4 protein-coding genes and 1 pseudogene are annotated in these 5,433 nt (G+C 72.5%); 4 read left to right on the plus strand and 1 reads right to left on the minus strand.

The window, feature by feature from the left end:
• The 3 genes and pseudogenes from GTY56_RS20420 to GTY56_RS20430 all read left to right on the plus strand — a co-directional run.
• Nucleotides 1-168: pseudogene (locus GTY56_RS20420) on the plus strand (4-hydroxyphenylpyruvate dioxygenase); the annotation flags it as partial.
• Nucleotides 169-680: 512 nt separating this feature from the next.
• Nucleotides 681-2,348: an IS200/IS605 family accessory protein TnpB-related protein gene (locus GTY56_RS20425; RefSeq protein WP_346345526.1), complete on the plus strand. Its 1,668-nt coding sequence runs from the start codon at nt 681-683 to the stop codon at nt 2,346-2,348.
• Nucleotides 2,345-3,760: an FAD-linked oxidase C-terminal domain-containing protein gene (locus GTY56_RS20430; RefSeq protein ID WP_161366796.1), complete on the plus strand. Its 1,416-nt coding sequence runs from the start codon at nt 2,345-2,347 to the stop codon at nt 3,758-3,760. The genes GTY56_RS20425 and GTY56_RS20430 overlap by 4 nt, the downstream gene beginning before the upstream one ends.
• Before the next feature lie 10 nt (nt 3,761-3,770).
• Here the strand turns inward: GTY56_RS20430 and GTY56_RS20435 are convergent, their stop codons facing one another.
• On the minus strand, nt 3,771-4,181 hold the full coding sequence (locus GTY56_RS20435) for an SsgA family sporulation/cell division regulator (protein ID WP_161366794.1): 411 nt from the start codon (nt 4,179-4,181) through the stop codon (nt 3,771-3,773).
• Nucleotides 4,182-4,425: 244 nt separating this feature from the next.
• On the opposite strand from GTY56_RS20435, the gene GTY56_RS20440 reads away from it, so the two are divergent.
• The coding region (locus GTY56_RS20440; RefSeq protein ID WP_161366795.1) for a DUF2510 domain-containing protein at nt 4,426-5,433 on the plus strand (1,008 nt) is incomplete at its 3' end.

Raw genomic sequence — 5,433 nt, forward strand, 5'->3', positions numbered from 1 at the left:
GACGAGGACGGCTACCTGCTCCAGATCTTCACCAAGCCGGTCCAGGACCGTCCGACCGTCTTCTTCGAGATCATCGAGCGCCACGGCTCGATGGGCTTCGGCAAGGGCAACTTCAAGGCCCTGTTCGAGGCGATCGAGCGCGAGCAGGACCGCCGCGGCAACCTGTAGCCGCCGGCGGTAGCGGGTCGCGGGCGTGCGGGTCGCGGGCGTGCGGGTGTCACGGGGCACCCGCACGACGCGCGGCTGTGCAGCGACGAAGAGGCCCTGGGACCGTCGCACGTGTTCTTCCTTCGCCGCGCCCTCGGGGTGCCGGGGCCGCCGCCCTGCGGGGGCCTGTTGGCGCAGTGCGGGCCCGTCCCCCGCCCGCGCAGTCGCAGCCAGGGGCCCAGGGGCGTGTCCGGCCACCCCGCTCCGGCGTCCATCTTCGGCACTCCCCCGTCCGGCGGCCTCGCCCAGCGTGTCGAGCGCCCTCCGCGCTGTGGGCGCATGCAGGGGTTTTGAGCCGTTGCCGGGTGACAGCACTTGAGTGAGTTCTGGTGTGCATGGGGGAGGGTTCGGCCGTTTGTCGGGTGATGAGCCCGGTGGCGGGAACGGCAGTTCCTGGTTCGAATGGGTGACCTTTCCTGATGGTGGTCGTTGGGTGTGGTGGCTGATGTCTTCGGGCCTTTGGGGGGATGACGGTGGGTGGACTGCGGGACGTGGCTGCGCCGTTCGTCGCTCCTGGCCCGTCTGGAGTGGCGGTCCGTGACCGTCTGAAACACCTGACGCCCGAGGACGAGAAGATGCTCAGGCTGGTGGGCGCGCACCTGGGATCGCTCGCGTCGAAAGACCTCAAAGCCCGCTGCATGGACGGGCTTGACCATTCCGCCGACACATGGGCGGCGCGGAAGCGGGAGTTGACGGCCTCCTCGTCCTCGCGCTGGGCGGGAAGTATCACCAAGGCCACACATGACCAGTGGGCGCTGGCCCGGCGCGGGCAGGCAGCGCACGTGCAGTCGCTCGAAGCCGGCGTCCTGATGATCCGGCGCCGTCTTGCGCTTCCGGTCGGCGAGAAGGGCACCCAGCACGCTCCCGGCGGCTATCGCTCCGCCCGCGAATGGTTCAGCAAATCGCTTCGCCTGCACGCGCTTGAGGACCGGCTGGCCACGGTCCGCGCCGATCGGGAGAACGGTGTCGTGCATGTGCTGCGGGGCGGTAAGCGTCTCGCGGGCACCCGCCACCATCTCGACCAGGCGCAGCTCACCGAGGCCGCATGGCGGACACGCTGGGAGGCCGAGCGGTGGTTCCTGTCCGCCGACGGGGAGTCCGGCAAACGCTTCGGGAACGAGACGATCCGCATCTCGCCCGAGGGTGAGGTCTCGCTCAAGCTGCCGACCCCGCTGGCCGACCTGGCCAACGCCCCGCACGGCCGCTACGCCCTTGCCGCGACGGTGCGTTTCGCGCACCGCGGCATGGAGTGGGCTGACCGTGTGAAGGCGAACCGAGCCGTCGCCTACCGCATCCACTACGACACGGGACGTAGTCGTTGGTATGTGACGGCCTCCTGGCAGATCCCGCCCACCCAGACCGTCCCGATCGAAGCCGCCCTCGCCCACGGCGTCATCGGTGTCGACACCAACGCCGATCACCTGGCCGCATGGCGCCTCGATGAGTTCGGCAACCCGATCGGCCGACCGCGCCGCTTCGACTACGACCTGTCCGGCAGCACCCATCATCGTGACGCTCAGGTACGGCACGCCCTCACGCGGCTGCTGAACTGGGCCAAGACCTGCGGCGTGGCTGCCATTGCAGTCGAAGACCTCGACTTCACGGCCGAGAAGACCAGAGAGAAACACGGCGGTCGGCGCCGCTTCCGGCAGCTGATCTCGGGCATGCCGACCGGCCGTCTGCGGGCCCGGCTGACCTCGATGGCCGACCAGACCGGCATCGCGATCATCGCGGTCGACCCGGCCTACACCAGCAAGTGGGGCGCCCAGCACTGGCAGCAGCCACTGTCCACCCCCACCCGTAAGACCAGCCGACACGATGCCGCGAGCATCGCGATCGGCAGGCGCGCTCAAGGGCATCCGATCAGGCGACGGACGGCACCGCCCCGTGCACACCAGAGCGATGTGCACGGGCATCGGACCGTCCAGGCCCGACCGGAGACCCTCGGGCGCGAGGGACCCCGCCCCCGCATGCCCGGACCACGGACACGATCCGTGCCGCCGGATGCGGGCCGTACGCGGGCGACCAGGACATCCACAACCGTTCGGGATGCCCGCAGTGGCCAGGAATGGGTGCAAAACTCACTCCTGCTCACCGAAGAGGAACGGTTCACACCGATGGCCCCGGGTGCGAACCTGTGATCATGAGCCGTATCGAAGCGCCCAGCTCCGAGGACACCGCAGCGACCGGCGACCTCGTGGACCTGCTCCTCAGCGGCCTCCCTGCCGAAGCGGTCCTCACCGACCCCGACGTCACGGCCGCCTACGCCCACGACATGGCGAGCTTCTGCCCGGCCGGCGCCCCGGCCGTCGTCGTGCTGCCCCGCACGACCGAGCAGGTCCAGCACGTGATGCGCACCGCCACCGCCCTGCGCGTCCCCGTCGTCCCGCAGGGCGCCCGCACCGGGCTGTCCGGCGCCGCCAACGCCTCCGACGGCTGCATCGTGCTCTCCCTGACGAAGATGGACCGGATCCTGGAGATCAACCCGGTCGACCGCATCGCCGTGTGCGAACCGGGCGTGGTCAACGCCGCCCTGTCCCGCGCCGTCGGCGAACACGGCCTGTACTACCCGCCGGACCCCTCCAGCTGGGAGATGTGCACCATCGGCGGCAACATCGGCACCGCCTCCGGCGGCCTGTGCTGCGTGAAGTACGGGGTCACCGCCGAGTACGTGCTCGGACTGGACGTGGTGCTCGCCGACGGGCGCCTGATGTCCACCGGCCGCCGCACCGCCAAGGGCGTCGCCGGCTACGACCTGACCCGCCTGTTCGTCGGCTCCGAGGGCTCGCTCGGCATCGTCGTGCGGGCCGTTCTCGGGCTGCGCCCCAAGCCGCCCGGGCAACTGGTGCTGGCCGCCGAGTTCGCCTCCGCCGCCGCGGCCTGCGACGCCGTGTGCCGCATCATGGAGGGCGGCCACGTCCCGTCACTCCTCGAACTCATGGACCGTACGACGGTCAAGGCCGTCAACGACATGGCGCAGATGGGCCTCCCCGAGAGCACCGAAGCCCTGCTCCTGGCCGCGTTCGACACCACCGCCCCGGCCGCCGACCTCGCCGCCGTCGGCGCCCTGTGCGAAGCGGCCGGTGCCACCCAGGTGGTCCCCGCCGACGACGTGGCCGAGTCCGAACTGCTGCTCCAGGCGCGGCGCTTGTCGCTCACCGCGCTGGAGGCGGTCAAGGGCGTGACGATGATCGACGACGTGTGCGTGCCGCGCTCCCGGCTCGCCGAGATGCTCGAAGGCGTCGACAGGATCGCCGGGAAGTACCGGCTCACCATCGGTGTCGTCGCCCATGCGGGGGACGGCAACACCCATCCGACGGTCTGCTTCGACCCGGCCGACCCCGACGAGTCCCGGCGCGCCCGCGAGTCCTTCGACGAGATCATGGCCCTCGGTCTCGAACTGGGCGGCACCATCACGGGCGAACACGGCGTCGGCGTCCTGAAGAAGGAGTGGCTCGCGCGCGAGATCGGCCCCGTGGGCATGGAGATGCAGCGGGCCGTCAAGCAGGCCTTCGACCCGCTGGGCATCCTGAACCCGGGCAAGCTCTTCTGAGCCCGGGGCCTCACTGGGCGAGCAACTGGGCCAGTTCGTCGTCAAGACCGAGCTGTTCGCCCTCCGTCCCCGGCGGGACCACCCGCAGCGTGCGCTCCAGCCAGGCCGACACCACCGCCGCCGGAGCCTCCAGCAGGGCGTCGCCGTCGGGTGAACTCAGCGCCATCAGCACGACGCTGCGCCCCTCGGTCTTGGTCGGCCACACCCGGACGTCCCCCTGTCCGCACGGCCGGAACACGCCCTCGATCAGCAGGTCCCGCGCGAACGTCCAGTACACCGGGTGCTCGGCGTCGGTGTGGAAGGTGACGTGGACGGCGTAGGGGTCGTCCGTGAGGTACCCGAGCCGGGCCGGCACGGGGATCCTGCGCTCCGGCGACAGGACGAGTTTCAGCTCCAGTTCCCGCTCCACCACGGTGTGCACGACGGTCTCCCTTCTCCTGACGGCTGCCCGCGAGGGCCGGTCGGGAGGAGAGAGCGGGCACGGGCCGCGGCATTACGCGCCTTCCCGGAAGTTTTTTCGCAGGGGGATCCGCGGGAGCGGCGCGGTGCGTAGCACATCGGTGCTCGAAAGGGGCGGGTCCGGTGGGAGCGGCGGTGGGGCCCCCGCACGTCTGATAGATGTGGAGGCCCCCATTTGGCCCCCGAGCAGATACGGGACGACGGACATGAGCGCCCCAACCCCGGCCCCCGGTGACGACAGGCCCCGCGAAGGGTATTACCCGGACCCGTCCATTCCTGGATATGTCCGGTACTGGAACGGCGCCTCCTGGGTGCCGGGCACCAGCCGTCCGGCACCCCGGGACGGCGAGTCGCTCGCGCCGCCGCCCGGAGCGGGGACGGCGCAGCCCGCCTCCGTCGAGGAGACCGGCCCGCACTTCTTCGACGAGGACCCGGTCGAGGAGCCGTCCGAGTCGCCTTCGGCCGCCGACGCCCAGCACGGCAGCCGTCCCGAACCGGCCTCCGCCTGGGGCGCGGACCGCTCGCGCCAGTCCGGCTTCGGCGGCGACCAGGACCGCCGTGTCTCGTGGGGTGCGCCGCAGGGGGCGCAGGGCGCCGACCCGAGGGTGTCGCCCGCCGGCCCGCGCCCCGAGGGGGAGGCCGCCCGCACCGACGGCGCGGCGAACGTCCCGCCTTCCGGCCAGGAGGCGAACGCGGCGGCGGGGGGCAGCACGTTCGTGTTCCGCCGCCCGGCGGGTCAGCAGGGGCAGCCCGGGGGAGGGGCCCCGGCCGACGCCCCCGACGACGGCACGATGACGTTCCGCGCGGTGTCCCCGCGCACGGGTCCGGCCGGCGGCGGCTCGAAACCGGCCGGGGGGCCGGGGGGTTCGGACCGCGGGGCGGCGGGTTCCGGTGGCAGCCCCGGCAGTTCCGGCGGTGCCGGCAGTTCCGGCGGTGCCGGCTTCGGCCCGGCGGGATCGGGCGGCGGCGCTGCGGCGTCCGGCTTCGGAGGGCAGGGCGGGGCCGCGGGCTCCGGCTTCGGCCCGGCGGGGCCGGGCGGCGACTCGGCCGCTTCCGGTTCCGCCGGGCAAGGCGGTGCAGTCGGTTCCGGTTTCGGGCCGGCCGGCCCGGGCGGAGGTGCGGCGGCATCCGCCTTCGGTGGCCGGCCCGGAGCGGCGGGCGCGGCCCCGTCGGGCCCCGCGTTCGGCGCGCAGACCGGGCCGGCCGGTTCCGGG

This window comes from Streptomyces sp. SID5643 (assembly GCF_009872555.1).
Lineage (GTDB): Bacteria > Actinomycetota > Actinomycetes > Streptomycetales > Streptomycetaceae > Streptomyces > Streptomyces iakyrus.